The organism is Priestia sp. USM5 (genome assembly GCF_058323215.1).
In genome coordinates this window covers 109,809-136,149 of sequence record NZ_JBSGKN010000003.1, presented here as the reverse complement: position 1 = coordinate 136,149, position 26,341 = coordinate 109,809, and the positions used below count along the sequence as shown (strand labels likewise).

Below are 26,341 nucleotides of genomic sequence, written 5' to 3'. Positions count from 1 at the left end.
GGCGTAACATCAAAATTTATCCTTTATACATAATTTTACACATTATAGATTTATCAAGGCTTCAAGCCTTTGAAAAATTACCTCTACTCCATAAAACCATGAATAAATTAAGCTTTTATATTGAACTTAAACTCTATTTCATTCTTTAAAATTTCCGCCCCTCTTGGACTTAGCACTAAACCTTTTGCATATTCCCTATTTTGAGGAGTGATGTCACCTGTTACTATACATTCGTTATAAGACATGTATTTCTTTAAAATAATTTGATTCCCATCAACAAAGATCTCGATAGGGTCTTTTTCTTTAATAGCAAGAACCTTTCTTAGCTCAACTGGAATAACAACTCTACCTAATTCATCTACTTTTCGTACAATACCTGTTGATTTCATTTTATATTCTCCCCTTCCTTCTGCAATATTCTACTTCATTTGATTTTCTATGAATAGATTTATCAATCCAACAAAGGAACCTTAAGTGCTCCTTCCTACATCATATAAATGGTACTAAAACAAGCTTAGCCTGTTTATGTAGTCTCAACGCTGTCGAATGTTTAAAATAGTCCCATTCTATAACTACTCTAGCCATCTTATGATTCACCTTTTATTTCTTCTTGCATCATTTTCTTATTCTTACGAATAAACGAAGGGATTTTGCTAAAATAGTGTCTCTTCACTTCACCATAAGGTATCCAAATTTCTTTTCCCTCAATAAGATCATAAACTTCGTCTAAAATTTGATCTCGTTTCCTAGGGTGTAATTTGACGTGAGGGTAGTTAATCGCACGAATATAGCGTTGTCTTAATTCGTTTGTTATCCATTCTTTCTGCTTTTGCCTCAATACTGAAAACTTTTTATTCGTTTGAATTAAGCGTCCATTTTGATAAACATGATTTTTCATATCGTTTTCCCCCTTTTCTCCTTAGTACCATATAAAATCATTGAATCTTCATTTACCTAGTAGGCTTTTTTCTTAAATTGTTCTTTCACATAGATACAATTTCGTGTATGTTCACGGGAAAAGAAATGATCGTGTTTATAATGTACTGTGACTTCACATGAAGGACAGACAAAGAAACCCATTCTTATTTTATCTTGATTGACCTCATGCGCATAAAACTCTCCTGTAGCTCTAAACATTACCACATGTTTAGCCTTTTCGATTTTTGCTCGCATAACCATATCCCCCTCCACCACATTTTTCATATATTTCCATGATAAGGGTATATGGAAAGAAGACAAAGAAAAAACAACATCACGTAATAACGGAATGCTGCCTAATCATTAGTTATTTTTTAACTTGTAGCCTTTAAACGTATATCCATAAATCTTAGTGAGATCAATAAAGCTCTTATAGGAATACGTAATCACAACCGGTGTGTCAACTTCAACTTTCTCATAAAGCTTCTCCACATCTGTATTATGCATTCTGACACATCCGTGACTCACGTATTTTCCAATGCTGCTTTCATTATTATTTCCGTGAATGCCGTATGTATCACCATTCGTACCGCCTGCATTTAATCCTAACCAACGCTTTCCTAATGGATTACGAGGATCTCCCCCAGGAATATGTCCTGTATAATAAGGGCGATTTTTAATCTTGTTCACCACTTTAAAAAATCCAACAGGTGTTTTCTCCCATGTTTTACCCGTTGCTACTGGATCAACGATTTCAATATAACCGTTATGAAAATACGCAAGCTTGTTATATTTTTTATTAATAATAATGAAGTCTTGATTAAATGCTTTATTGGCAGCTTCCGTTTTCCCTACCGGCATTCCATATAGTGTAGCCATCAATAATATAAACACAGTGACTAATTTAATGAATAAATTCTTCATCTCAAACACTCCTCTTTTTATCATGTGTATATAAAACAGAAAAAACACCTTCTTTATTTGAAGGTGTTTTTCGTAACAATAATTTATGAACAAAAACCTATTTCATTGATGATTTTGACATGTAAAGAAACATTCTCTATCGCAATTAACGTTTGTTTTGCGTAAGTACATTTGATGCAAATATCAGTGTCTTAAAATACACATAAAAAAGACCCCACTCAATCAGTTAGAAGGAAGATTGAAATAGGGTAAGTGTGATGGACTCTCTTTGGGGAGAGAACAATACTATTACACTGATATTATGTGATGAATCTAATGAGTTATACATAAAAAATATCCCTTCACCGATCAATTAAGACTAGTATATGAACTTATAACATCGGCTCCTTTTTAGAGCAAGAAAAAACAGACCTTACTATACCGAAGGTCTGCTCTTACTTACTTCCTCATTAATTTTCTCTGTATGACGACAAGAAGGGAACGAGGAACAGCCAAAAAAACGAGTACCATTCCCATCTCGTACGACTAGATCTTGCCCACACTTTGGACATTTACGAGGTTCTGGTGTGATATTTTCAAAGATTTCCTGTGCTTTAAAAACGGGATTGACTTCATTAATAAACTTTTGAAGATCCGCCCGATCCACTAAAGTCACATCACATGCAGCTGCTAACTCTTTAGCCTGCTTCGTAAAATAACTATTGGTCACGACCCAAGCTTGATTCGCTTTATAATACGCTTTTGCTCCATAAACTTCTTGTACAGCAGAAAGACTCACCCGGTTTTTAACTCCATATCGTTTGGCCTGAATCACAATCTTATCCTTGCCTTTCATCACCAAGTCAGCCCCAAAATCACCAGACTTTTGCGTCACTTGAGTTTTGTAACCTAATTGCTGAAAAAGTGCTTTTAGATAAATTTCGAACTGATAACCATCCATTTTATCAATATAGGGCATACCTGATTGGGCTAGCTCTTTCATATACTTCCGTTCACAAAGGACACGGTAAGCAAATTGAGAAAGCTTAAATAAAATGATGATAAGAAAAAGATAAAATACACTTTGAAACACTTTATCCATTCATTGAAAGCTCCTGTTCTTTTTGTTTATTTCGGAGACGTGATGCCACAGGTTGAATGCTTTTTCCATTCTTCTTTAATTGATCGTTCCAATCTTTCGCTCCCTTTGGAATATCTGCTCTTATTAAATCAGCATTAACGATTTGGTGCATTTTGTCAATAAATTCTTTTCCCCCTTGGTCATTATCGACAGCTAACACCATTTCTTTAATGCTTAAGCCTTCTCTTCGAGCTTCAATATAAGACTGAGCAACAGTTTTAGGTTTTAAGCCATTCATACTAATAAGACGTGTATTCTGTAATTGAGTCTCCTGTATACTCCAATAAGAAAGAAGATCAATTGGGCTTTCAAAGAAATGAATCTTGTTTGGGCGACCAACATCAACTGAAAAGCCTGTATGTGGGTTATCGTTCGGTAAGACTTGTTTAAAAGAACCTCGTTTATTTTTTATCGAAGCTGTTCCTTGTCGATCTGCCCCAATCACTTTTCCTTTACCTCCATGTTGACGCCATTTAAACACCAGATTGTTCCGTTTGTCCTGGGCGATTAAATCTTTTTGAAGGAGCCAGTCAACTAATCGAGGATCTATTTTACGTTCTTTTATGAGATAGTCTTTTGCTTTGCTTTGATCCTTCACTTCTAACTCTTTTGGATAGCGAAAAGGCTCGTTGGATTTGGAATTAGTGTGCTGTTCGTGAGAATGAGAAAGCTCTTTATAATCGCCTTTGTTGATATCTAATACAGCTTGTGGGAACGACATCCCATAATACATTTGAGCGAAACTGATTGCCCCGTATCCTGTTTCATTCCGGCTATTCCAAGCGTACATATTTCCTTTGATGAGTAAGCTATCATGTTCCGTATGACGATAATACTTTCCTTCTTTTACAAAGGTTTCGCCTTTGGCTTCCAGATACGACAACAAATCAATATCTCTGGCTTTCATAACCTCCTCCTCCTTGACGTATTTTCGTTCTCCCACCTAAATCCCTCCTTCACTCCACGATATGAAAAAGGAGAGCTTTTCAGCCCTCCCATTCCGTCTAAACTTTTGCTTTTTTTAACGTTCCATTTCTTGTGTCTCTTTCTGTTTTCTCGAAGAATTTGCTCCACTATTCCGTGCAAAAAACTTCGTAAATCCATTCTGTGATTTCTCTTCTTTTTTCTGCTTGTCATGATCCTTTTTCTCTGTGTCCAACGCCTTTTCAAGCTTGGTTAATTTCTCACGTTGAGAATCAGTCAAATTGAGCTCTTTTAATTCCTACAGCACTTCTTTTTTTAATTTGTACACCTTATCAAAAGAATGCTTTTGTTCAAACTCCTTCATTTTGACCAAACGCTGCTCTTTCTCTTGAGGTGTTTCTTGCTTGAGCTGCTTTTCGACAGGAGTCTTTTCTGATTCAGCTTCCTTTTTCACTCCTTTAGAAGAATCTTTTTCATCTGATATGCCTAATTGGGCTAACAAGCTTTGTTTAAATAGCTGCTTATACTGTGTTTCTTCGCTAGGCTGCTGCATAACTTCTAGTACTTCTTGTTTGTAATCTTCTTGATATCGGTCCTTTTCTTGTGTCTGTTTACGTGCTTGAAACTGATGAGAAAGCTCATTCTCCATACCTTTCAATTGGTCAGAGGTGAACTGCTTTTCCTTTAAGGCACTTGATTTCAACATGACATAATCGTTTTCTGCATTCACACGGGCTAACATGCTATCAATATCTTGAGGTTTCTCTTTGTCATGAGCCTGTAAAAACGTAATATAGCTTGTTTTGAGCTGCGTTTCCCGATCTTTCTCTAAAACAGGATTCACATCATGACTCTTTAAAAAATCAAGTGTTGCTTCACTTTCATAGGCTTGTTTTTGCCCTCTTTCATCGGTGGAAACAAGTAAAACCTGCGGTTTTTCTTCCCCTAGAGCTGATTGTGTTAAGTAAACAGCTCCAGAAGGAATGTCTTGCAGCTGTTCACCACTGATATTTGCCCAACCTGCCTCGATTTTTTCATTTTGTGGGTGTTTCATAAACTTCTTTAATTCTCGTTTATCGGAAATAAGCGTTTTAAATTGGTCATTTGAAAGAGACGTAATTTTTTTCATCATTCTTCCTCCATTTAGATAGTATTTGGGCAATAAAAAAGAGAGCTTTTTACGCTCCCTTACCTTTCGAGTTCCTGTTCTTCTTTTTTCTTTTTGACGGTGCCTGTACGTTTTTGAGGGTACATGTGATTACCCACTTCAACACGTTCTTGAAAAGTAAGAGATTGTTCTTGAACTTGACCATTGATGATCCCCTTCTCATTTTTAGTGATGTTCGAATCGATCTGATGCTCAAGTTTCACGACTTCTTCCTTTGTCATCCATCCATTTTTAATCGCTTGTGTTTTGGTTGAATAATACTTTTCTTCAGCCGTGACACGGTCTAATATGCTATCTACATTTTGTGCCGATTCCTGTTTCTGCTTTTGTTTATAATCTTCATATCCCTCTTTCATTTTCTCTTGTACATTTTCAGATGAAAGAGAATCTGCTTGCAGCTGTTTTTCATCGTTTTTTTCTGGTGACTGATTTTTTTCTCGCTCTTTTACCAAAGTCTCCTCAATTGTTTCAATAAACCCAACGGACGTTTCATGTACCTCTTTTAAAAGCTTGTTTTTATCTTCAAAGGTCTTTCCTTTCGTCCAATTTGAGAGGTAATCCAAAGAGTAAGAACTGGTGTCGATTCCAAAATAAGAGGAAACCGTATAAGCTGTCATTTCTGCCTGAAACTCTTTTTCCGCAGCTGTATAGTTTAGATATGTGTCCTTTGTATGAAGTTTGGCATGTGTGAGTTCATGCAAAAGTGTTTTTACATTTTGCTTTTCTGAATTACGAGGATTTAGCGCAACTTCTTTTGTTAATGTATAGGAAACCCCTTTTGCAGATCCTAGTTCTTCTTTAGGAGCAATGATAGAGATACCGTTCTTTTCCGCAATAGCTTCCATTCCTTTATAAAGTGCCTTGTAATCCTCTATATTGCCTTCTAACCAACGATTCGGAAAGATCTTAGGTAAATCACTTGCTTTTGCGTTCGTTTGCGCCACATCGAAAACATGACCGACTGAAAAGTACAGTCGGCCTTGAGTAACTTCTTTTTTTCCATCTTGTATGAGTTTCTTTTCTTGTGGAGTGGCTTTATTAATCGATTTCCACTTTCCATTATCATCTTTAAATTTAGGAACCGTTTTGTTTGGTACAAGAATCTTAATGCCCTTTTCCCCTTTATTGACAGAGCACCCTTTGTCTTTCCAAAATTTAAATGATCCAACAGCTTGAGCACCAAAGAACTGTTCTTGAATAAGAGCTGTGTTCGACATGGAGTATTGATAAAACTTACCCATAAAAGATAAATAATCTTTTAGTTCTTCGGCAGAATGAAAATGCTGCTCCACCTTCTTCTCCATACCTTTCGTTAACTCTTCAACCTCTTTACGCTTATCTTCAACGGATTTTTTCGCATAGGTTTTACTCATCTTCTCCCTCCTCTTCTTGATAGGAGATCCCCTTAAGCTCTTCTAGTTCTTGTTCATACCAAGGTTCTTCTAAATCCACAAAAAGCTTCTGTGTTTTAATATTCATTGGCACCAACATATTCTCTTGATGTACCACATATTGATGAAACTCTTTCGCTTCTTCTGGACTTAAATTCACCTCTACCTCTTTTTCTTGATATTGCACAATGGCATGATCCTCTCCCACAGCTTTAATCGAAGCTAACACTAAATCTTTGTTAAAAAACATATCTTGTTCCTCCTCTACATGTTTAAAACTATCTTTATATAAATCCATCAATGAGATGGTTGTTTCCCTTTGGACTCTTCCCAATCAATCCGTTTTTGACGTTGATTCGCAATACGCTTCTCAACAGCTTCTTTCGCAACCTTTGTGCTATCTAACTCTTGTAAATCTGTGGTCATTAATCCATCAAAACCGTGATGAAAGAAAAGACCGTTCATATATTCAATTAAAATTTGTGTGTTTTTATCGGCACTGTTTGCTCCAAGACGTATCCTAGTTAATTCCTCTTTTAGTGCTTGATGTAAGTTGTTGCTAACCACTTCCGAAATATATTGTAATGACCATTCCTTTTCCTTGGTTTCTTGGTACTTTTGGCAAATATCCATAATCGCTTCCCCAGGAAAACGAAAGTGATGTTCTTCCATATAAGCTTGAATATATTCATCTGTTTTCGTATCTAATGAAATGGTACGTCGATTTTTCTCCATCATTCATAGCCCCTTTCAGCTTCTCGATTATGTTCAATATCTTTTTGCAATTGCTCATAATGTTTTTGGTTTTTCCAACTTTCATATTCTGATTTAAACGCTCTCTCCATCTTTTTTAATGCAAAATGCATAGAGACATGTTGATTAAAATTTGCAGGACGCTTTGATTGTTTCCTGCTTTCTGCCATTCTTTTAATCTGTTGCTGTTGCCTATCGTAATCTTTCATTTCTTTTAAAAAAGCATTTCCCATTCGCTTATAGAGATCATCTATTTTTGTTTGCTTGTAGTCCTTGTATCGTTTCTCATCAACCTTTCCTTCTCCATATGCTTTCTTTAATTCCTCTACTTCTTTATCTAACTTTTTAAGTAATTGTTGATATTCATTGCGATGATACTTTTCAATATATTTTTGACTCAGCACATCAATAAATGGCTTCATTGGTTTTAATGTTCGGTAGCTATATTGCCATTGCCTTTTATCTTCTGGAAGATGATTATAGATTTGTAGAAACAATGGTTGAATGTCACGATTCTTCCATCTTAATGAAGAATCCTGCTTCTTTTTTCCGACCATATCATTTCGAATTAACTCATTTATTTTCTGCTGCTGCTCACCTCGATTTAAAATTTGATTCACGACTGTTGATTTCATTGCATCCAATGTTTTAGGTTTCCTTTTTCCTCGCTCACGAGTAGGTTGTGGTTCTACTGTTGCAATATGAATATGAATGTTCCCAGTGTTGTAGTGAATGGCAGCCGACCAAACAGCCGACTCATTTAACCTTTCCCTTTTAAGCATTTCCTTCATGGACTGACGGGTAATGTCCATTAACTTTTTCTCATCCACTGTATGAGTATCAGCATCATATAAACCATTTTCTTGGAGCCACGGATTATGAAATGTGATGACATCTTGCCACATGATACTGTTATTTTTTTGTGCTGTTTCAAACAATTTTTTTAATTGTTTTTTTTCTTCTTCATTCAACCGATTGGATTGTTGAGTAAATAAAGAAGACGTTTTATTAGGATTATCCATATAATCTTGATATAGGGTAAACAGTTTTTCATTTGCTCCCTGTCCTTTTTTTGCTTCCTCACGATCTACATAATCTACATAATCTTGAAAAGCTTTCTTATCAGACGTGATAAATTTTGTTTTGAGCACGACTCCTGGTATAACAGAGGACGGCTTCATTTTTTGTACCCCTCTACAATGGCAGCCATCAACTTACCATTTTTTGCGATTCTATAATCCTCAACTTCTTTAAAATTTTTCATGGTTGACCTTTGGATACTTTTTTCTGTACAACACAATGCATTTATAATATGACGACGTTCTCTTTCCAAAAGACTATCCATATTTTGAGTAACAGACTTCACCATTCTTTGTATTGAGTCATCATCACGTTTCTGAGCCTCTTTATGCTCTTTACATATTTGAGAAATGGCATCAGCTGGAAAGCGCAAGTGATTTTCTTCCATGTAACTTTGAATATACTGATCTGTTTCAGTATCAAATGAAATTTTACGTCTTTGCTTCATCATTCTTCATCCTCTCCCATCATTTCTTGAATGAATCCATTAACTGTTTCAATTGCAACTGCACATTTTTCCATCATCTTTATATTTTTATAGATGATATTTTCGAGTTCTGCTTCACGATCTTTTTGTTCTTGAAAAACAGCCAGTGTTTCAACCTGACCTTTTAAGAATTCTTGACGAGAAATCTTTTTTACTTTTGCAATCTCATCTATTTTTTTTACGGCAGTTGGATCAATATCTCGTAAAAGAATATCCATAACATTCGTTCCTTTCCTATAAATTGTGGTTCCCCACTACAAAAGAGAGAAGAGCATAAGGGGTTTTTGCTATCACAGGGTGTGATAGGCTAGGCAGAGCCTAGCAAAACCGTGATATCACGAAAACCTTTAAAGTGTGAACCTGCTGTTGACCTAAACTCCTCTATGTGAACCTACTGTGAACATGAAAAACTAATGATGTGAACCTACTGTGAACCTCAAAAAAACACATGTTGACCTACTGTTGACATGTGTTTTTTCACTTCATGGCTAAATCCTGTTGCTTTTCATTTAACTTTTGGAGCTTTTCTTGTAAACTTTTTTGTTCATCTTCATAGAGCTGAATGCTTTCATCACTCGACTGAATGGCATCCTTTTTCATCGCAATTTTTGATTCCGTATCGGCTTTTTCCTCATTCACTTGGTACTTCATATCACGTTGTAATTCGTTCATTTCTTGTTGCGTTTGGCGCTTATGTTTGGCTTCTACTGTGATTGCTTTTTCATAGTTTTTCATTTTCTTTTTGACAAACTGTTTCTCTAACTCATTAACTAAAAGCGCATATTCTTGTTTGGTTTTTGTTCCTTTTCCTTCTTCACTTTTCGTTTTTCGTTGGTCAGAATAGAGCGTGGTAATTAACGCATGAGCATCTATTTCCTCTGTTGAATCTGTTTCTGAATCACCTGTTACATCATCCACATTTACCGTTTCTTTTTCTTCATTTTCTTGATACAGATCAAAGGCAAGTGCTTCCCAATTTGGAGATAAATCACTGATTCTCACCACATAATAGCCATCATCTTCATACAATAAATGAACAGGTAATTTGATGTTTGGATTCGCTTTTTCTTGTGCAACAAAGCTTACTTCCTCTTCATCTGTTTGATCCATTTTGATCACCATATCCAGTGAGCCATTAGCCGGATGATACACACGATTTTCAATGGTTACGGTTCCTGTTATGTTAGAAGAAACTGCCTCATAGGTTTTGGTATGATACAAAGGATCTTCCGTTTTTAAATAGAATTTTGATGTCAGTAAGGATAAAAAACCGATAAAGAAAAAGATCAACATTGCTGTATACTTCCATGACCGATTGCGATTTAAATTAAATCGATAATCTTCAAATTGCTTCTTAAATGCCATCTGCTCCACCTCATTTCATGATTTCTGTTTTCAATTCTTCGATACTATAAACCACCCATTTATTCTCTTCTTTCCGTAGAGAAACTTTAATAATGTCATGCGTTTGATCGTCGACATTCTCATCTTTTATGACAAGCTGATTCGTAAATTCAGCAATGACTTCGACCTCTTCTTGCCCTCCATCATATTGTTGTACATAAAGCTGTACATCGTTTGGAACTGAAGTGTAACTATCTCCATATACGAACTTTTCAGAAGGATAAAATTGCTCATAAAGTTCTTTGTCCATGATAGCTTTTGCGACCTTTTTGCGATCCTCAAATCCATCTTTTTCACGATGATAGGACACATCAATAAACTGTTTAACCGTATTCAAGTAATCTCGTTTTTGTTGTTCTTGGGCAGAAGGGCGAACTTCACTTAGTTGTTTTTTTAACTCTTTATTTTCTTCTTGTAAGCTCTCATTTGTGACTTGAATTTGTTTCGAAGCTGTTGTGTTGGAGATATTATGGTTAAGGTAGATATTGAAAATGGTCACGCCTGCCACCACAACGGCAAGCGCTCCAAATAGTAGTGCTGCTTTATTTTTCATCGCCTTTTCTCCTTTTAAAATCGTTTTACTCTTCCATTGAATCGTTCACCAAAATACGTTCCTTTTGCCATACTTGCGATGGCTACACCTGTTTTTCCTTGGCAGCCTAAAAACTGATTATTTCCAACATATATTCCGACATGGCCGTCTATTTTATAGGTATCAAAAAACACTACATCTCCAGGCTTCATGTCTTTTGGATTGATTGCTTGCCCCTGTGTTTTGAGTGTATCGGTTGTTACGCCTGACATTGGACCAACATTCATTCCTACCTGTTCGAATGCCCATCTGACGAAACTTGAACAATCAAAACGTCCTGCATTAATATCAGATTGAGAGCGTCCGCCACCAAATACATAACGTGTTTTACCAATCAACGTTTTGCCTGCATCAATTACTTTCACACCTGATTTACTGCCACTTCCACCACTCGCAGGAGCAGCCGGTTTTCCGTCAGCTGTGATCGTTCCTGTATAATATTTCAGTACCGCATCGACATACTTCGCGTCGCCATAACAGGCGGAATAAGGAACCATTTCAGGACGCACACAGTGATAATTTCCTGTATGTTTTACCTTTTGATATTGCAATTGTGAAAAAGAGATTGCTAGCTCTGGTGTATATTTACCTCCATTTTTCATGACATAATTGATAAAACCACCTCCAAAATTGTAGGATTGAAGGCAAAGTTTCAAATCATAATGAGCCTTTTCTAGTACACTTTTAAAATGCAAAACTCCTTTATCGACCGATAATTCAGGGCTAGAAATACATCCAACTGATCCACAATAAGACTCACTACTTTGCATTGGATCGTTTCCTCTTCCTCCACTTTCTTGCATCATAAGTGCCATCATAATTGGCACATAAGAAGCGTCTAGCCCATGTTTTTGTGCGTACTTTTCAAGCAAGGGTTGATACTTCATGACCTCTGGTGACACATTAGCCGTTCCTACACCAATGCCTCCGCCTTCAATCTCTGTTACCTCACTTTGTTGACTATCTTTTTCAAATTCACCTGTAATGGCTATAATCGTACTCATGATTAAAAGGCCCGATAATCCTAACAGGATCAACGTGCCTCCAATCAAATATTTTTTTGGAATGAGCTGTAAAACAATATGCAAGGCTTACGCACCCCCACCATACAGCACTTTCTCTTCCTCATCGATTTCAATATGAAAGAGAATGTTTTTTACGGACTTAATACAAAGGAGCACATCCCCAATTGGCAGCTTCGGGATCTCAGTCAATTCACTATCGGTAATCCCTGTTTTAAACACTCGTTGAATGGTATCTAAGTTATTATCATCTTGCTGCATGATGAATTTATATTGAGTTAAATCAAAAAGCTTTTTAATTTTTTCAATCGCTGTTTGTTCGGAACCATCTGGCACAAAGTCACTGATTAAATGACTTGCGTAGATTAAACCTGCAAAGTATTTTCGAGCTTCTCGACTAAACTCTGTTAGGAAATCTAAGGCATGTTCATTGCCCTTTTTCGTGTTCACAATGTGGTGCGCCTCGTCGATGACAATCAAATAACGAATGGCATCTTCAAAGGATAATGTCCCTTTCGTATAGGCTGCCAATTGTGGTTCTCCATTCTGTAGCATGCCATCCCATAATAAACTCATGACATTGAAAAGCTGTGCCTGTGCAATTTCATCTTTTAATTTTGATAAATGACGGATGGAGAAGAATACAACTTGCTCGTCGTTAAAATCTTCAATTGTCGAAATGCCATCAAATAAATGAGCGTACGTTTCAACCAAGTTTTCAATGTTCAGCTCGATGAGTTCAAGACGTCGTTTCCGATACTCTCCTAAGTTTGGATGGTGCTCTCTTGTTTTTTCATCTGCATATAACTCTTTCCGAATAAGCTGTAGAAACTCACTAAACGTTGGATAGGCTTCTGGTGAACGCCCAGTGATATGATTGCTTGCGCCTTTTTCATCGTTCCATAACTGTTTTTGGATATAGAGTTTACGAAGTAACTTTTCATACTCTTTTAATTCATCATCTTTTGCTTCCGGTGCGATAAAGCGATAAAAAACGGTTAATTTAGATAAATGCTGCGTGAAGCTATTAATCTCATGTTCATGTGTTTTGAACACTTGTAAGGGATTAATTTGCCCTTCTGATCCATCGAGCGCAATCTGTTTCCCCCCTAATTCTCTGACGAGACTTTCAAACTCCCCTACAATATCAAACCCTCGAATCTTATAGCCTTTAATCGCATTATCCGTGGTGACTTTCTTTAAAAAGGTTGATTTACCTACGCCCATTAAGCCCATCAACACCGCATTATAACTTTTTCGTTGTTGGTCTTTATGAAACAAATCAAAGATGACACTCCCACCAGTTCTTGTTGTTCCTTGATACGTGCCGTATGGATCATCTAAGTGAGTAAAATGAAAAGGAAACCCTCCGGCTAATGCTAATGCGGGGATTTCCTTTCCTTTTCGCTTATTGGGATATTTCTTTTGTATGTCAAAATGCGTCACTAACGATTCCCACTCATACTCTTGTTCATTTAAGAAAATGGATCCTCTGAAGTTATGCGTTTCAAGGTGATGAATGACTTCTTTTAATCGCTTTTCTAAGTCAGGAATCGTTTTTTCAGCAATATAAATGCGAAGGTGTATTCGTTTGATCACTTCTCCATTTGTGACTTGACGGTATAACTCTTTCATATCTAAATACTGCTCTTGTGCATCCATACGATCAATGTTTTCTTTGGCATTCACATGCCGTGCATTTTGTTCCGACATATTTTTATTGATCGCTTCCACGACTTGTTTTCGCTCATCGCTTACTACATCTAACGTCGTAATCGCATTTGGCATATTCATGATCGGTTCCAGCCAAAAATCATTCACGTTTGTTGGGTACTCATAAATATGAATACAAGTCGAATACCCATCACCATTTCGAACAAGGTTTTCTTTAAAGCTCACGCCTCCTTGTGGTTGAATCTGTGCTACAAAATAGGGATTGTATCCTTTTTTCTGCTTGATTTCTTGAGGTGTTTTCTCTTTTTTACGAAAAGGTAAAGTTATCATCGTTTTATCATCCTTTCTTATTGTTTATTACCAAGCTTGGCGTTTTGATTGTAGAGTTTGTAAAGAAGGTTCATTTGTTTTTCATCCGAAACAGGTAACAGAGGGATAGCCAGTTGAATATCTCGCATAAATTGGTCTTTTCGCTCTTTTACAGCGAGTTCAGTCGGTCCATATAGGAAAAGAAAGTATTCTCGATTGGTTCGCCCCCATTCTAAATATTGAAGCTCTTTTAACTTTTTTCGTAAGAATCGAAGTGATAACGCATTGTTGGCCTCTCGAATCTTCTTTTCTAGATACTGTTGCTGCTTTTGTGTTGAAACGGGCAAGTTTAATGAGATGATTTTAAAAGGATCTTTATCGCCCTGGTATGTTTTAGCCAGTGTATAAATATTGCGTCCTGCCTCTTGGTCATGCATGGCATTGATATCTGTACTTTGAAGCTGCCAGATGCAAAAAAAGCCTCCCTCATCTTTTAGCTGAAATAATCCACTATCTGTTTGATCGATAATGGGAATAATATCAGCCACACTTTTTTTCACCTCCGGTAATTTCTCTTTCTTTTTTTCCTTTTCAGCCTTTGGAAGTTGTAACAGAGAAAAAGGATTCTTTTTCTTTGTACGAGCGATCTGTTTATCCAATTCCTTTTCATCAAAGAGAAGGGAGTTACTTGTCTTTTTTTCATTTAAAATAGGTTTCTCTTTTTCTAGGATTCTTTCATCAAATAATGCCATCTATTACCCTCCTTTATTCTTGATCCCGATCTATCGCACAATACGTGCTCTTCTTTCGTACCAGTGTAAGCAATAACGCCTCATACATCCGTTTTTTAGGGTTCGTACTTGGTCTAACGATCATCAATAGCCCAAATATGCCCATGAAGATATAAAAGAGAATTTGAAGTGTAGGATGAATAAAAAAGCGTAACATCATCGTGACCATAAGTAAGCCAATAATGAACAACAAATCGAAGAGATAAAGTGATTTATTAATCTTTAATTCCGTCGAGATTTCTTTCGGAATGTTATAGTTTGCCATGATTCTTCTCCTCCCTATAAAAAAGAGAAGTAACGCTTGTTACTTCTCTTCTGGTTTATTTCGTTTCTTTGATCCAAGATTTCGTAAATCTCGCCCTGTATTTCGTCCAATTTGATAAGAACGTTTTGTTTTGTGGATTGTTTGCGAATTATCAATACGTTCTTTTACCTTTCCTACCCCTCCCTTAAAGTTATCTTTTACCACTTGTGCAATATTGCGTGTTTCTATCCGGTTCTGATCTGGCATTGGAATATCGTCTGTTGAAGCAGGAACTGTGTCTTTTTCAATCTGTTGTTTTCCTTGGCGAGGTTCCTGTGTAGCTGCCACTTGTGCTTGGGCTTGATCCATCCCTGTCGGTATGGAAACAGACGGTTCTCTTGTTGGTGTAGGATAACTTACACTTTCTACAGAAGATCCACCTTCACTTGTACTTCCGCCGTAACCGGAAGTTTGGATTTCCTCATGAACAGGTGTACTCACATTTCCTACAGAAGAGCTACCTTCACTTGTACTTCCGCCATAACCGGAAGTTTGGATTTCCTCATGAACAGGTGTACTCACATTTCCTACAGAAGATCCACCTTCACTTGTACTTCCGCCGTAACCGGAAGTTTGGATTTCCTCATGAACAGGTGTACTCACATTTCCTACAGAAGAGCTACCTTCACTTGTACTTCCGCCATAACCGGAAGTTTGGATTTCCTCATGAACAGGTGTACTCACATTTCCTACAGAAGAGCTACCTTCACTTGTACTTCCACCGTAACTGGAAGTTTGAATTTCTTCATGAACAGGTGTACTCACATTTCCTATAGAAGATCCGCCTTCACTTGTACTTCCACTATGACCAGAAGCTTGCATTTCACCATGAAGAGGAGTACTTGCCTTTCCTACAGAAGAGCTGCCTCCATTTGTACTTCCACTATGACCAGAAGCTTGCATTTCACCATGAAGAGGAGTACTTGCCTTTCCTACAGAAGAGCTGCCTCCATTTGTACTTCCACTATGACCAGAAGCCTCCATTTCACCATGAAGAGGAGTACTTGCCTTTCCTACAGAAGAGCTGCCTCCATTTGTACTTCCACTATGACCAGAAGCCTCCATTTCACCATGAAGAGGAGTACTTGCTTTTCCTACAGAAGAGCTGCCTCCATTTGTGCTTCCACTATGACCAGAAGCCTCCATTTCACCATGAAGAGGAGCACTTGCTTTTCCTACAGAAGAGCTGCCTTCATTTGTGCTTCCACTATGACCAGAAGCCTCCATTTCATCATGTAAAGAAGCACTTCCACTTTCTACAGAAGATCCAGTACCTTCATTTGCACTTTCACTGTAACCAGAAGCCTCCATTTCATCATGTAGAGAAGCACTTCCACCTTCTACAGAAGATCCAATGCCTTCATTTGCACTTTCACTATAGCCAGAAGCCTCCATTTCATCATGGAGAGATGCATTTCCACCTTCTACAGAGGAAGTTGATCCCTGACTATCAGTAGCAACACCTGCTACCTCCATTTCATCTTGTAAAGATGTGCCTTGACCTGATCCTTTTCCTTCTAAAGAATTTCCTTCAGTATTTTTACCCCCTTCTTGTTTTTCAGTAGAGGATAATCCCTGTTGTTGAGCCTTTTGCTCATTTCCTGCGTTTTGACCTTTAGAGGCAGCGTTTCCTTTCTCACCTGCCATTCCTGCCTTTTTCATTTCTTCATGCAGAGCTGGTTGTTTTTCTTTATTTCCTTGTGTAGCTAACCCTTTACCAAAACCTCCAACTCCTGCTGCTGTTTGAAGAGCGCCACTACCAAGACCTTTTCCTACATTACCAACACCTTTTGCAAGATTGGCTCCTCCTTTTAAGGTTCTGCCCATCATGCCAATACTACTTTCAATGCCTTTTGCCATCGCAAAACCTCCTGCAATAGCGCCCCAACCACTTTTTAGTGATAGGTAAGATTTTGAGGTTATCTCCATCTTTTCCCCCACTCCGTACCGTACGTGAGAGTTTCCCCTCATACGGCAGTCCAACAAGCTAATGTTACTACGATTAAATAGCTAAATTTCCTACTTGCCTTCTTAAAGAATTCATACGCTTTAAACCTTTTTTATCTAAGTTTAGCTGTTTTAGATACTTTTCAATGGTTTCTTGTACCGTGCTATGAACGAGCTTATGAGCTTCGTAACACAGCCACACAAGGTTTTTATATTCATCTGTACCGCCTTGACTTCTAGGTTTCTTATGATGACATTCCATATACCCTATTTCCAGATTATTGTTAGTGATATAACATTTGCCTCGTTGACCCGCAATGAGAGATATTTTGTTATCGGTAAGCTCTATTGATTGGTTTTCGAAGTTACTTTTCAACAAATGTTCTATCAAGTGACTGTATCCTCCTAATTTTTTATGGAGAATTAACCTTCCACTAACTGTGTAGTTGTTTATGTCTTGACTAAAACACATGGGTGGTTTAGTTCTACATCCATAGATAGGAAACAGGGTAATATTTTGTACGGTTCTGATTTTACCATTGTAGCTTCCGTATAACTGTCTGTAGGTTTCGGATAGTTTAGGTTCATCCGTTATATGATTCTTTAATCTGTTTTTCAAGGTTTTCAATACTAAGAAATTTATTTCGCAAAAGTCTAAATTCACATTTGTAGCACACCTGTAATAGTTGTGGCTACCGAGTATGATAGAGTTGAGTTTAGATACTTCCATCCTACTGCAATTTTTCTGAATTACTTTGATTTGACTTTTGATTTTATTGATTGTATGTTTTTTTGCCTTATCACACATATTGCTTTGACAGACGTATTTGTTTCTCTTTTTCTCGACTTTAAGGACAAAGCCTAAAAATTCAGTTCTTTTTTTCCTTACATTGGTTATTTTGGACTTTTCTTCGCTTATATCTAAATCCAATCTTTCTTTTAACCATTGTTTGGTTGCTTTATATATCCTTTGAGCTGTTTTGTAGTCCCTGCAGAAGATTTTAAAGTCATCTGCATACCTTACTAGCCATATTTCTTTAAGATTTGTGCTTTTCATCGCCCTATATTTGTGTAAGCAGGAGTAGTTGTGTTTAGTATCATAGGTCTCCCATTGCGAACTTATCCACCAGTCTAATTCGTTTAATACCACGTTCGATAAGAGAGGACTGATTATGCCACCTTGCGGTACACCTTTAGTTGGGATACCTTGCCCTTCTATTTCCGACTTAAGTATTTTTCCAATAATGCTGATTAGATTTTTATCTTGTATACCCATATTCCATAACTGCTTTTTTAGCTTTGCATGATTGACATTATCGAAGAAACCTTTAATGTCAATATCAACCACGTAATGTAGTTGTCCTTTATTCATTAGTTGCATACATCTAGCTATTGCGTGATTTGTAGACCTATTAGGTCTAAAACCATAACTATGTTGATGGAATTTAGCTTCGCATATTGGTTCCAATACTTGTTTAATACATTGTTGTATGATTCTATCTTTCATACATGGTATTCCTAGTGGTCTGGTTTTACCGTTCGCCTTTGGTATAACCACTCTTTTAACACTTCTAGGGACATAATTGGTAAGTTCATGTTTAAAATAGCTTACTAATTTGTCTGTCTCCATCTTCATGTAGTGAGAAATATCTACATTGTCAGTTCCAACGGTGGTTGATCCCTTATTATTTTTAATATTTCTAAAGGCTAATAAGATATTATTCTCATCGAGTATATACTGCATTAGATTTCTGAATTTAAAATTCTTGCATGATCGTTCATATAGCCTGTCAAATACATCTTGCATTGTGTAATATTCATTATTTCTTAGTAATTGTCTCTTCTTTAAGATTTGGCTTTCCTTCAAGTCTGTTAATCCTCCTTTAAAAGGAGTTTGGCATCTCTTAGTCATACTCGAACCTTGAATTTATTTAGCATTTAATGTTTTCTCATTAACTTGTCTTGTGGCTATTGCTCAGTTCCCGTTACAGAAACTTCAACGCTTATGCCACTACATTCACTTAGATTAAGATAAGTTATAGGTAAACCCTTTCCTCATCAATGTTTCGCCGGCAGTAAAACCTCCACATTCTAAGCTTCCCTTGTTCCATTATTACTATCTGTGCATATATCCGTAGGTCGTCGGTATAAGCCTGTAAGCTAGATAGTGCCTTAAACACTATATGGGGTTTCATAGCCTAAAGTTTTACTAACCCACACTTACTACACTCATGTGTCATACCCATTTCTAAGTATCCGCCGTTTAGACCCGTACATTCCCGACTTCGTCAGTTCTTTCCGGAACATCCTAACCATAGATATTTTATAGACCCTAGCCCTATATCACTCGACCACCTCTGGTTCGGTTTTCCTCGGCTTAACCCGTTAGGGTGATTTCTAAGGCATCGCAACGAGCTTATAACCTAAATATGTTTACTCATATTTACGCTATTCGTATCTTTGGGATGGCATTTTAAGGCGTTACCCTCTCATTCTACCAATCGTAATAATAGTTATAGTTTCTGAATTAAATCAGCTAACTACGCCAGTTTTGTAGTAATCCTGCGATTACTTTTGTCTAGCAACAAGTCGCACTCAAGCCAGCATCAATGCCAAAGAGACGTTCACACATTACAGGCCCATCTACGACTGCAATACTAAAGGCAATCAATGCGATCAGATACGGAATACCTTCTAGCTTATCGCTAATAAAGACGGTTCCCATTAAATAGACCTTCATGGATATAAAAATCATGATCGTCACAAGGAATGTATTCACGATATTCTTTAGAACGGCTTTTAACTTCTGCCCATCTGCTACATCGGCAGGTGCAACTAATTGGGCTAAAATCGCATTGAATCCTAGCTCATAACATAGTTTTGCTAACTTAATAGACGTAAATAACAACGTCATCCCTATAACAAAAAGGGAAATGGCAATCGTCCAGAAGTTCCATGACCATCGATAATAAAGTTCTGGAAAGAAATCAAACCATCCATTGTCTATTTCAGTTAACCCCTCTTTTCCATCTGGTGCAATTTCTGTTTTGTTTTCTAATATCTTCTTACCGTCCTTACTTAAATCTTTTCCTTTGCTAACCTGAAAATCCTTATCAATCTTTTCAGTAATATCAATCATCATAATATTTTTTTGAGGTACCTTATTCGGTTCCTTTAATTTAGGACTCTTCCACTTAGTAAGATCAAATTGCGCTACATCTGTTATATTACTTTTAATAATCTTTTCACTTACCGTGCCTTTTTCATTCAAATCAACGGCTTCAATGGCTTGATCGGTGAATTTATCTGCCTTTAACATACTTGTATTTAATAAAAGTAAGACTGCCATCGAAATAAAAATGTTAATCATAATCTGTTCACGATTGACTTTCTTCTGAATAATCAACATATAGCCTATATACAGAAAGGAAAAAGCCAGTAACACATATAAAAAGGGTTGAATCTTCGTAATAAAGTCTTGAATTTCGGGTGAATTAAAAAACGCTTTAACTCCTAATATACTGTCAGTAATCCCTTCTAATCCATCCACTAAAAAAGAAAGAAGTTGAATACATGCCCACCCTATTTTTCGTAACAAATAGCTGGGAATATCTCCAACATCTAAGTAATCTGAAAACTCATGGAGTTTTTTAAGAATTTCTTCATCCTTCATCTGCTCATCTCCTTACGAAGGTATTATATGCCTTGAAACAACGTATCAACGGTTATCTCTAATCGTTCATCCAGAGGAGAAACACGAATTTGTACAGGTGCTTCTCCTTCCTTCCCTTTTTCCAGGTGTATAGTGCCATCTAGTAAGCCAATTAACACCTGATGTCCTTCCTTTACAATCGGTGCATAGTCCTCTAAAATACGCTCTAATTCCTTTGAAATACTCGTCATTCTTTCTCCTCCTTTTGATAGTAAGCTTCTTGTTCTTCCATCTCATGTTGTAAATTCTTAATGATGGTATTTATTTTTACTTCAAGAAGTTTGTGGACATTTTTATTCAGTTGGTCACTAACTCCTAACATCGTTAATTCCTCTTCAAAATCACTCATGGACTGCTTCTCAATCTCTTCTACCGTTTTATTCATTGCCTTTGGTAAGTGTACTTTTAGAGCAGTAGAAACGTTTTTATCTCCATCAAAAAACTCTTTGACTGTCTTAGTTTTATAGTTCTCATACGTTAGAGGAGTAAACGGATCGTTGGCTAGTTCCTCTTCTTTTTCTACCGATGGAGCTTGTGATTGAAAAGGAAAGAAATTATGAATCACTAAGGATCTTGGATTGACTTGTTCATGTAAGGACGAAATATCGATATCTAGAATCGAACGATCTGTGTTAAAGTCATCTCCAAGATATTCCCAACGGTATTTCAACGATGTTTTTCCAGTGTTATAGATGGGGTGTGCTTTGACTCTACGACGTTTTTTATCTTGTCTTTTGACAACTCGAATGACGACACTTTCTCCTTCTTTTAATTCCATTAACTCATTAGGTGTTAAAAGATGCTTGTTATCAACACCTTCAGTCTTGCTCTTATCAGTAGAAAGTCCTTTTCCACTTCGAGATGTTGAGTTAATCGTGCTTTCTCCAAGCTTTTTCGAAACCTCTTGCGCTGTGTCATAGTTATTTGTGAGAACGTAGATCGTATTCCCACAGTTCCCTTCAATTGTTGCTGCGTCATCTCCATACTTATTTTTCAGCTGCGGATATGCTTGAATAACTAAATTAAAACGTATATTTCGACCTAAACAAACCGTGATAATGTTGGACATTCCCTCAATTGCCGGCATGTTGTAGGGTAAGAACCCGGCGCCTTAAGACCTTTCGGTCTTAGGTTTCCGAGAACTCCCCCCCGAACCGTACGTACCCCTCTCAAGGTATACGGCTCTCCATCTTTTCAGTCTAGCTTCCCATTATGCAGGTCATGATGACACTTTCGACAAAGTACCATCGTTTTACGACTTCTTGCTATCATCTGTTTTTCCCATTTCTTTTTCCCTTTAAGGTTCTTTAACTTTCGAACATGATGAACTTCCATTGAGCCTTCTTCAGTCTTACACCATTCACATTGATTAGCCATCAACCTTTGAATAAGCGATGTTCGGGATTGGTATGATACTTCCGAAGGAAGTTTTTCTATATCCTTTTTTGTTATAGGAGTTTTATTCCTACGAAATCCCTTATCATAAAGCTCTTCCGTTTTCTTACCGGACTTCGTCATATAACTAACTTGGAATATTCCGTTTACCATAAATTTTTGTTTAGCTTTACCTAAGGTAGTACGGTACTTATTTGCTAAGGTTTTGTACATAGAATATTCAAGGAGATACTTATAACTGTTTAGATGGCACACATTAACTGCCAGTTGGTAATATTGATAGGTTCCACGTATCTGGGCGTTATAGTTTCTTAGAATCTCAAGAGGAACCAATTTAATTAACTCTGGACGGTGCATTGGTTTCCATTGACCTGTCTTTTGGTTGACCTTTATTACCCCTTTTTTAAACAGGCGACTATAAACAAGATCGGTAGGCATATATAGTTCACATTTTAATGAGAATGCTCTTGTTTTTATTCCATCGCTTCGTCGTTTGGAGTTGAAATCTCGCAAAACTTTAACGTCATATCCTAAAAATCGAGCCTTATGCCTCGTATTTGTTATAAGTGTTTTCTCCTCGGATAATGTTAGCTTAAGTTCCGATTTCAAGAAATTGGCAATGTCTTTTTTTACCTCGTATGCATCTTCCTTGCTTCCAATAACTCCAATGAGAAAGTCATCTGCATATCTCACATATTGAATTCTTTTATAATTCTCATCCATCGGATATCGTTGAGGAATACGTTCTCTTTCAGCTAACAACTCATTTACCTTATTAGTTAATTCTTTTTCCCGTTCTTCATCTATTTCCTTAGATTCCCTCAGTTCTTTCTTAGCCCTGTTAATTTGATGTTGTATTTTAGAATAAGCTGGGTTCATCCTTCTAACTTTTCCTATGTCAAAAGTTGACTTATACCGATTTATAAAATTATCTAACTCATTTAGATAAATATTTGCTAGTAAAGGGCTAAGAATACCACCTTGTGGTGCACCACTAAACGTCTTATGGAACTTCCATTCTTCCAAGTAACCAGCTCTAAGAAACTTCCATATAAGCGAAATAAATTGTTCATCATCAATCCTCTTCCTTAGGATATTGATAAGAATATGATGATTAATATTGTCGAAAAAACCTTCAATATCGCCTTCAATGAACCATCTACTCCCAGTAAAAGTTCCTTTGACCTGAATTAGTGCTGTATGGCAACTTTTTTCAGGGCGAAAGCCATGAGAGAACTTACTAAAGGTTGGTTCATAGATGGATTGTAATAGGTTTTTGATGACTTCTTGAACTAACTTATCTTCTATGGAAGGTATGCCTAATGGACGCTTTTTTCCATTTTTCTTTGGAATATAAACTCTTCTCACTGGCTTTGGTTGGTAAGTATAATCTCGTAACTTATCAATTAGTGCTGAGATTCTTTCTGTAGACATTCCGTCAATGGTCTTTCCATCTGTTCCAGCAGTCATGTTTCCTTCACTGGCGTATATATTTTGATAGGCATCGAGAAAAAATAATGGGTTATACAGATTCCGATATAATTTTTTGTATTTATACCCTGCTTTGTTACTGTGAGATGCTAGATTTCCTAATACGATTTTTGGGCTTCGCAAGAGCCTCACGCCCCTTCCCAATTTAATATTAGTCGAAAAGACTGTTCTCCTTTGCCTTGTACGAGGCTTTCCCTCGCTCTGACTACTACGAGAACTCCGTTACCATTTTGGATTTTCATGAGCCACATACCTTGCTTTTTACACTTGGTATCATCCTCAATAGCCTCCTCACGAGGCGTTCCAAGTTAGGTAATCCCCATTTAGTACATATAGAAACTAGACTAATTATGATGTCGGATGCCACTTTCGTCCGTTACTTGTTATCCAAGTTAGCCAGTCTTTGGTCTGCCATACGTATCACGTATGTTCAATGGAAACTTTGGCAATATCTCCATTCTTGACTGCGAAGCGTTTCAATGACCCTTCACTTCGGGCGACGATACTCCACTTTGGACTATGGTTCACGCAGTTTAGCATTCATCCTTATTCATAATATTTTTTACCTTGCCCCTCAGTCGTACCTAGGTCATTTTGGTAACTTAGGGCTTTCCTTGCATGCTCTGGTCCCCTCCGGGTTTCCCCTTGTGGGTAAGCAAGGCGGTAAATGGGTTAAGCGCAGACTCCCATCTCTTGTCTAAGGAGATTCTCTATATGCCCGTATGGGCGCACGCCAAATTCGTCTAACAAAAACACTACTTCTCGATGACACTTGTTTCCTCTCGCCAATGAAGCATTTTTTGCAAGTATATAATACAACTGGCGAACAAATATGGATGCAATAACGTGATTACTAGAATCATAATCTGGTGTGACCATAAAAATAGCGATTGGTTTTGTAAAATACGTCACTTCCTTTACATGAATACTTGGATGTTGCCTTTTCACTGTAAACGTCGTATTTCCTGTTTCTTTCGTGATCCTATTAATCGATATCACGGTTTCAAGCCTCGATGAAGTAACGATTTTATCACTAAACTTTTCAGCTAGAATAATTTCATCATTTTGCTTCAAATCACTTGTAAAGTTGAGTTCGAATAACCCTTTTCCATCCGTTTTAATGGTCTCCGTTTGACCGTCTGGAAAGATGATCTCTAAGCGAGTAAGAGGTGTTGCTGTTCCTTTGATTGTTTTTCCAAAACCCACACGTTTTAAATCGACGCTGTTTTTAGAGGTCATCTTGGCAATTTCATCAAACGTAAAAATGGATAAACCATTCATTGTTTGAGTGAAAATCCCTCCTCTTGTCGTGCCTTTTGAGAAGTTCGATGTCGCATACTGCATTTTGGCTACACTTTCTGTTGGAAGCCCATCAAAATACAAATCCAACGCATTTTGCGTATCTCCTTTTTTATTAATCACAACCTCTTTGGAGCCTAACTCCGACAACATATTCGCTACTGTGTACATCGTAATTTTATGCTCTTCCTTTTCTTTAATACACTTATCTGTTACAGCAAGAATCATAGCGTTGCATAAACTCATGGCACATTGTTGCCAGAACGGATCTTTCGCATTTGGATTGTAGTAAAGCGTATAGGATAACGTATTACACAATGCTTGGGCAGTGGAATAATCACCGTCTTTATAGGTTTCTTTTATCATTTCTAAAAGGTTATAGCTCATTGATTCTAATGGATTCAGTAAGTTTAAAACTTCAATATGATACCCCCTCTTTTCAAGAATCTCTTTCGAAGCTGCAAGGATCTCAGCTTTTGGATCATTGAGTACAAGAGCAGGTTGCTTTTCAGCCCTAGAGTATACGTCGATTGTTGGAAAAACAAACGTTTCTCCTTTCCCCGATCGTGTAATCCCAATGATCAAATTATTAACGGGTGAATCATCGATAAGTAAATATCCTCTTTTTGAAAAAAGCTTATGGGTTTTGAGAAGCTTCTCTATTCCCTTTAAAGCTTTATATTCCTTCCAATTCTGAATGAGGTCATAGGTTTGAATACGTGAAACAGGTACACCACCTCCACCTTGATACGTTGTCGTTTTTTCAGGTACTTTTCGATATTGCTTTTTTAGTTCACTTCTTGTTGTAAATCGCCCCGATCCTTTTTGATTGTGGTTTAAATCCTTGAAGTTGGATCGAATGTTGTAAGCAAATTTTGCTGTTAATAAGGCAGCCACTAAACACATGGCTCCATATAAAGGTGTGTACTGTTGAAGATGAATCTCCGTCAAAAAAGATGTTTCCAAATGAAAAGGCTGCGGCTTAAATACATCACTAAACGTTGTTTGAACAAGGTTCCTCATTATGTTGAAAAGAAAGTTTAAGATGAGTAGAACAGACACAAAAAAACAAGCACTTAAAGGAATAAGTACTTGTTTTTCAGCGACCACATATTTGATCGATTTATTAGGTTGCATTTCTCATTTCCTCCTGGTCAATCTCTTCAGAAGTAGGAATGACATAATAGGCACTCGATGATAGAGAAAAGAAGGCTTGATCTCTTGCCTCATACTTATACTGAAGGTAACGAAAAGCCGTGTTAATATCCCATTGTACCTCTTTCATATCCTCTTCTGTCACCATATAGGCTTCATTATAAACTAAGTCGTCTTTTTCTTGTTGAGTGAGCTTGGAGATATCAAGAGGTGGCATCGTTGGTTTCGTGCATAACCGAAACTTGAACGCATATTTCAGAAAATCGTCTGTAAGAGTAATTGAATCAGCATTTTTAAAAATAATGACAATCTGATTCTCTAAAAGAATGACATTATGAATACTGTTCGCAATACGTTGAGCATGAAGTTGAGTGGTGTAAAACGTGCCTAATTCAATTTCGAGGAATAAATCTTCTTCATAGTACTCAACCCCTACGACAAAGGCTTGCTTCTGGTTTTTCACTTTCGTTTGTGTATACAT

The 26,341-nt window shown here is 37.1% G+C and carries 25 protein-coding genes and 3 pseudogenes; all 28 read right to left on the bottom strand.

Going from position 1 to position 26,341, the window contains the following annotated elements:
* Positions 1-107: 107 nt before the first annotated feature.
* The gene (locus ACWATA_RS26110) at positions 108-389 is read right to left on the bottom strand and encodes an AbrB/MazE/SpoVT family DNA-binding domain-containing protein (protein WP_034655538.1); all 282 of its coding nucleotides are present in this window, start codon (positions 387-389) and stop codon (positions 108-110) included.
* Positions 390-586: 197 nt separating this feature from the next.
* A complete protein-coding gene (locus tag ACWATA_RS26105; RefSeq protein ID WP_473050310.1) occupies positions 587-898 on the bottom strand; it encodes a hypothetical protein in 312 nt (103 codons plus the stop codon).
* A gap of 56 nt (positions 899-954) precedes the next feature.
* Complete coding sequence (locus ACWATA_RS26100) at positions 955-1,173, bottom strand: hypothetical protein (RefSeq protein ID WP_144635439.1); 219 nt, start codon at positions 1,171-1,173, stop codon at positions 955-957.
* Positions 1,174-1,281: 108 nt separating this feature from the next.
* Positions 1,282-1,842 carry a L,D-transpeptidase gene (locus tag ACWATA_RS26095; RefSeq protein WP_473050309.1) on the bottom strand — a complete coding sequence of 187 codons (561 nt, stop codon included), beginning with the start codon at positions 1,840-1,842 and terminating at the stop codon, positions 1,282-1,284.
* Positions 1,843-2,257: 415 nt separating this feature from the next.
* Positions 2,258-2,923: a restriction endonuclease gene (locus ACWATA_RS26090; protein ID WP_473050308.1), complete on the bottom strand. Its 666-nt coding sequence runs from the start codon at positions 2,921-2,923 to the stop codon at positions 2,258-2,260.
* The gene (locus ACWATA_RS26085; RefSeq protein ID WP_473050307.1) at positions 2,916-3,869 is read right to left on the bottom strand and encodes a toprim domain-containing protein; all 954 of its coding nucleotides are present in this window, start codon (positions 3,867-3,869) and stop codon (positions 2,916-2,918) included. The genes ACWATA_RS26090 and ACWATA_RS26085 overlap by 8 nt, the downstream gene beginning before the upstream one ends.
* A 114-nt stretch (positions 3,870-3,983) precedes the next feature.
* Complete coding sequence (locus ACWATA_RS26080; protein ID WP_473050306.1) at positions 3,984-4,166, bottom strand: hypothetical protein; 183 nt, start codon at positions 4,164-4,166, stop codon at positions 3,984-3,986.
* Positions 4,167-4,184: 18 nt separating this feature from the next.
* Positions 4,185-5,015 (bottom strand): hypothetical protein, encoded by an 831-nt coding sequence (locus ACWATA_RS26075; protein WP_473050305.1) that lies wholly within the window; start codon positions 5,013-5,015, stop codon positions 4,185-4,187.
* Between the two features lie 332 nt (positions 5,016-5,347).
* A pseudogene (locus tag ACWATA_RS26070) lies at positions 5,348-6,427 on the bottom strand (ArdC-like ssDNA-binding domain-containing protein); the annotation flags it as partial.
* Positions 6,420-6,695, bottom strand: a complete 276-nt coding sequence (locus ACWATA_RS26065; protein ID WP_473050304.1) for a hypothetical protein — start codon at positions 6,693-6,695, stop codon at positions 6,420-6,422. The pseudogene ACWATA_RS26070 and the gene ACWATA_RS26065, both read right to left, overlap by 8 nt.
* Before the next feature lie 47 nt (positions 6,696-6,742).
* Positions 6,743-7,180: a hypothetical protein gene (locus ACWATA_RS26060; RefSeq protein WP_473050303.1), complete on the bottom strand. Its 438-nt coding sequence runs from the start codon at positions 7,178-7,180 to the stop codon at positions 6,743-6,745.
* Positions 7,180-8,379, bottom strand: a complete 1,200-nt coding sequence (gene mobP2, locus ACWATA_RS26055; protein ID WP_473050302.1) for a MobP2 family relaxase — start codon at positions 8,377-8,379, stop codon at positions 7,180-7,182. Before mobP2 ends, ACWATA_RS26060 begins: the two co-directional genes overlap by 1 nt.
* Positions 8,376-8,726: a hypothetical protein gene (locus tag ACWATA_RS26050; RefSeq protein ID WP_224358332.1), complete on the bottom strand. Its 351-nt coding sequence runs from the start codon at positions 8,724-8,726 to the stop codon at positions 8,376-8,378. The genes mobP2 and ACWATA_RS26050 overlap by 4 nt, the downstream gene beginning before the upstream one ends.
* A complete protein-coding gene (locus ACWATA_RS26045; RefSeq protein WP_129542447.1) occupies positions 8,726-8,983 on the bottom strand; it encodes a hypothetical protein in 258 nt (85 codons plus the stop codon). Before ACWATA_RS26045 ends, ACWATA_RS26050 begins: the two co-directional genes overlap by 1 nt.
* A gap of 259 nt (positions 8,984-9,242) precedes the next feature.
* Complete coding sequence (locus ACWATA_RS26040) at positions 9,243-10,130, bottom strand: hypothetical protein (RefSeq protein WP_427599462.1); 888 nt, start codon at positions 10,128-10,130, stop codon at positions 9,243-9,245.
* Between the two features lie 10 nt (positions 10,131-10,140).
* Positions 10,141-10,722, bottom strand: a complete 582-nt coding sequence (locus ACWATA_RS26035) for a MerR family transcriptional regulator (RefSeq protein WP_427599460.1) — start codon at positions 10,720-10,722, stop codon at positions 10,141-10,143.
* Between the two features lie 14 nt (positions 10,723-10,736).
* Positions 10,737-11,849, bottom strand: a complete 1,113-nt coding sequence (locus tag ACWATA_RS26030) for a bifunctional lytic transglycosylase/C40 family peptidase (RefSeq protein ID WP_473050301.1) — start codon at positions 11,847-11,849, stop codon at positions 10,737-10,739.
* Positions 11,850-11,852: 3 nt separating this feature from the next.
* Entirely contained in the window at positions 11,853-13,787 is a 1,935-nt protein-coding gene (locus tag ACWATA_RS26025; RefSeq protein WP_473050300.1) for a VirB4 family type IV secretion system protein, read from the bottom strand.
* Positions 13,788-13,804: 17 nt separating this feature from the next.
* The gene (locus ACWATA_RS26020) at positions 13,805-14,518 is read right to left on the bottom strand and encodes a TraC-like domain-containing protein (RefSeq protein WP_473050299.1); all 714 of its coding nucleotides are present in this window, start codon (positions 14,516-14,518) and stop codon (positions 13,805-13,807) included.
* A 13-nt stretch (positions 14,519-14,531) separates the two neighbouring features.
* Positions 14,532-14,822, bottom strand: coding sequence for a DUF5592 family protein (locus tag ACWATA_RS26015; RefSeq protein WP_473050298.1), 291 nt, complete (start codon positions 14,820-14,822; stop codon positions 14,532-14,534).
* Positions 14,823-14,861: 39 nt separating this feature from the next.
* Positions 14,862-16,721 carry a hypothetical protein gene (locus ACWATA_RS26010; RefSeq protein ID WP_473050297.1) on the bottom strand — a complete coding sequence of 620 codons (1,860 nt, stop codon included), beginning with the start codon at positions 16,719-16,721 and terminating at the stop codon, positions 14,862-14,864.
* Positions 16,722-16,863: 142 nt separating this feature from the next.
* Entirely contained in the window at positions 16,864-18,675 is a 1,812-nt protein-coding gene (ltrA, locus tag ACWATA_RS26005; protein ID WP_473050296.1) for a group II intron reverse transcriptase/maturase, read from the bottom strand.
* Between the two features lie 711 nt (positions 18,676-19,386).
* The gene (locus ACWATA_RS26000) at positions 19,387-20,481 is read right to left on the bottom strand and encodes a pLS20_p028 family conjugation system transmembrane protein (RefSeq protein WP_473050295.1); all 1,095 of its coding nucleotides are present in this window, start codon (positions 20,479-20,481) and stop codon (positions 19,387-19,389) included.
* A 23-nt stretch (positions 20,482-20,504) separates the two neighbouring features.
* Entirely contained in the window at positions 20,505-20,711 is a 207-nt protein-coding gene (locus ACWATA_RS25995) for a hypothetical protein (RefSeq protein WP_271997951.1), read from the bottom strand.
* Between the two features lie 388 nt (positions 20,712-21,099).
* A pseudogene (locus ACWATA_RS25990) lies at positions 21,100-21,610 on the bottom strand (TraG/TraD/VirD4 family protein); the annotation flags it as partial.
* 104 nt (positions 21,611-21,714) lie between these two features.
* On the bottom strand, positions 21,715-23,529 hold the full coding sequence (locus ACWATA_RS25985; RefSeq protein WP_473050294.1) for a reverse transcriptase/maturase family protein: 1,815 nt from the start codon (positions 23,527-23,529) through the stop codon (positions 21,715-21,717).
* 600 nt (positions 23,530-24,129) lie between these two features.
* A pseudogene (locus ACWATA_RS25980) lies at positions 24,130-25,842 on the bottom strand (VirD4-like conjugal transfer protein, CD1115 family); the annotation flags it as partial.
* Positions 25,832-26,341 (bottom strand): hypothetical protein, encoded by a 510-nt coding sequence (locus ACWATA_RS25975; RefSeq protein WP_473050292.1) that lies wholly within the window; start codon positions 26,339-26,341, stop codon positions 25,832-25,834. The gene ACWATA_RS25975 and the pseudogene ACWATA_RS25980, both read right to left, overlap by 11 nt.

What these genes read in the sequence shown, in the direction of transcription:
- ACWATA_RS26110 (WP_034655538.1), bottom strand. Translation starts at nt 389, where the DNA reads ATGAAATCAACAGGTATTGTACGAAAAGTAGATGAATTAGGTAGAGTT.
- ACWATA_RS26105 (WP_473050310.1), bottom strand. Translation starts at nt 898, where the DNA reads ATGAAAAATCATGTTTATCAAAATGGACGCTTAATTCAAACGAATAAA.
- ACWATA_RS26100 (WP_144635439.1), bottom strand. Translation starts at nt 1,173, where the DNA reads ATGCGAGCAAAAATCGAAAAGGCTAAACATGTGGTAATGTTTAGAGCT.
- ACWATA_RS26095 (WP_473050309.1), bottom strand. Translation starts at nt 1,842, where the DNA reads ATGAAGAATTTATTCATTAAATTAGTCACTGTGTTTATATTATTGATG.
- ACWATA_RS26090 (WP_473050308.1), bottom strand. Translation starts at nt 2,923, where the DNA reads ATGGATAAAGTGTTTCAAAGTGTATTTTATCTTTTTCTTATCATCATT.
- ACWATA_RS26085 (WP_473050307.1), bottom strand. Translation starts at nt 3,869, where the DNA reads ATGAAAGCCAGAGATATTGATTTGTTGTCGTATCTGGAAGCCAAAGGC.
- ACWATA_RS26075 (WP_473050305.1), bottom strand. Translation starts at nt 5,015, where the DNA reads ATGAAAAAAATTACGTCTCTTTCAAATGACCAATTTAAAACGCTTATT.
- ACWATA_RS26065 (WP_473050304.1), bottom strand. Translation starts at nt 6,695, where the DNA reads ATGTTTTTTAACAAAGATTTAGTGTTAGCTTCGATTAAAGCTGTGGGA.
- ACWATA_RS26060 (WP_473050303.1), bottom strand. Translation starts at nt 7,180, where the DNA reads ATGGAGAAAAATCGACGTACCATTTCATTAGATACGAAAACAGATGAA.
- mobP2 (WP_473050302.1), bottom strand. Translation starts at nt 8,379, where the DNA reads ATGAAGCCGTCCTCTGTTATACCAGGAGTCGTGCTCAAAACAAAATTT.
- ACWATA_RS26050 (WP_224358332.1), bottom strand. Translation starts at nt 8,726, where the DNA reads ATGAAGCAAAGACGTAAAATTTCATTTGATACTGAAACAGATCAGTAT.
- ACWATA_RS26045 (WP_129542447.1), bottom strand. Translation starts at nt 8,983, where the DNA reads ATGGATATTCTTTTACGAGATATTGATCCAACTGCCGTAAAAAAAATA.
- ACWATA_RS26040 (WP_427599462.1), bottom strand. Translation starts at nt 10,130, where the DNA reads ATGGCATTTAAGAAGCAATTTGAAGATTATCGATTTAATTTAAATCGC.
- ACWATA_RS26035 (WP_427599460.1), bottom strand. Translation starts at nt 10,722, where the DNA reads ATGAAAAATAAAGCAGCACTACTATTTGGAGCGCTTGCCGTTGTGGTG.
- ACWATA_RS26025 (WP_473050300.1), bottom strand. Translation starts at nt 13,787, where the DNA reads ATGATAACTTTACCTTTTCGTAAAAAAGAGAAAACACCTCAAGAAATC.
- ACWATA_RS26020 (WP_473050299.1), bottom strand. Translation starts at nt 14,518, where the DNA reads ATGGCATTATTTGATGAAAGAATCCTAGAAAAAGAGAAACCTATTTTA.
- ACWATA_RS26015 (WP_473050298.1), bottom strand. Translation starts at nt 14,822, where the DNA reads ATGGCAAACTATAACATTCCGAAAGAAATCTCGACGGAATTAAAGATT.
- ACWATA_RS26010 (WP_473050297.1), bottom strand. Translation starts at nt 16,721, where the DNA reads ATGGCAAAAGGCATTGAAAGTAGTATTGGCATGATGGGCAGAACCTTA.
- ACWATA_RS26000 (WP_473050295.1), bottom strand. Translation starts at nt 20,481, where the DNA reads ATGAAGGATGAAGAAATTCTTAAAAAACTCCATGAGTTTTCAGATTAC.
- ACWATA_RS25995 (WP_271997951.1), bottom strand. Translation starts at nt 20,711, where the DNA reads ATGACGAGTATTTCAAAGGAATTAGAGCGTATTTTAGAGGACTATGCA.
- ACWATA_RS25975 (WP_473050292.1), bottom strand. Translation starts at nt 26,341, where the DNA reads ATGTATACACAAACGAAAGTGAAAAACCAGAAGCAAGCCTTTGTCGTA.